1 protein-coding gene is annotated in these 905 nt (G+C 66.5%); it reads right to left on the bottom strand.

Going from position 1 to position 905, the window contains the following annotated elements; translation table 11 throughout:
• The coding region (locus BST12_RS29110; protein WP_211281411.1) for a polyketide synthase dehydratase domain-containing protein at positions 1-905 on the bottom strand (905 nt) is incomplete at both ends.

Here is a 905-nt window from a genome sequence, read left to right as displayed (position 1 = left end):
ACCCCGGCCAACGCGAACGGCACCCGCGGACCCGTGGGGTCGGCATCGAAGCCATCCAGACAGACCAAGGGGTGCAGCGCGGCGTCAAGCAACGCCGGATGCAGGGTGTAGCCGCCGATATCGACATCGGCAGGCAACACGATTTCGGCGCAGACGGTGTTGGGGTCGGTTGGGTCGTGGCCCAGAGCGACCACTCCGTGGAACCGAGGACCGTACTGCAATCCGGCGCCCGCCAACTCGTCGTAGAAACCACCGACGTCGATGGCCTCCACCGCCCCCAATTCCCGGGGCGCCGGAGGAGGAATCTGCTCAGCGCTCAACGACGCACTGGCATGCAGCACCCAGGTGCTGTCGTGCTGATCGACGCTGCTGCGTGCATGCACTGTCACCGATCGCCGACCGGTCTCGCTGACCGGGTGAACAGCGATCTGCACATCCGTGGGATGGTCATCGACAAGCACCAACGGGGTGTGCAGGACCAGCTCGTCGACACCCGGGCACCCGACATGACCGCCGGCATACAAAACCAGATCGAGGAATCCCGTCGCCGGGAACACCACCGCGCCCCCGACCCGATGATCAGCCAACCACCCCTGGGTGCTCGCCGAAAGGCGTCCGCTGATCAGGGTTTGGTCTTGATCGGCCACGGTGGTGATCGCGCCCAGCAGCGGATGCTCGGGGCGGTGCAGACCCGCAGCACTGACGTCGGCGGTGGTGGCCGGAGTCAGCCAGTAACGGCGGTGCTGGAACGGATAAGTCGGCAGCGCAACGGTCTGTGTCTGGGGGTACAGGCTCTCCCAGGAGGGGCTGTGGCCATGGGTGTGTAGGCGAGCCAGCGCGCTGGCCAAGGTGTCCAGATCGGGGCGGTCACGGTGAGCGGTGATGATCACGCTGCCCGCACCGGT

Source organism: Mycobacterium angelicum (assembly GCF_002086155.1).
In the GTDB taxonomy this organism is placed as follows: domain Bacteria; phylum Actinomycetota; class Actinomycetes; order Mycobacteriales; family Mycobacteriaceae; genus Mycobacterium; species Mycobacterium angelicum.
The sequence above is the reverse complement of the archived record's forward strand: the minus strand, read 5'-3'. Positions and strand labels throughout refer to the sequence as shown.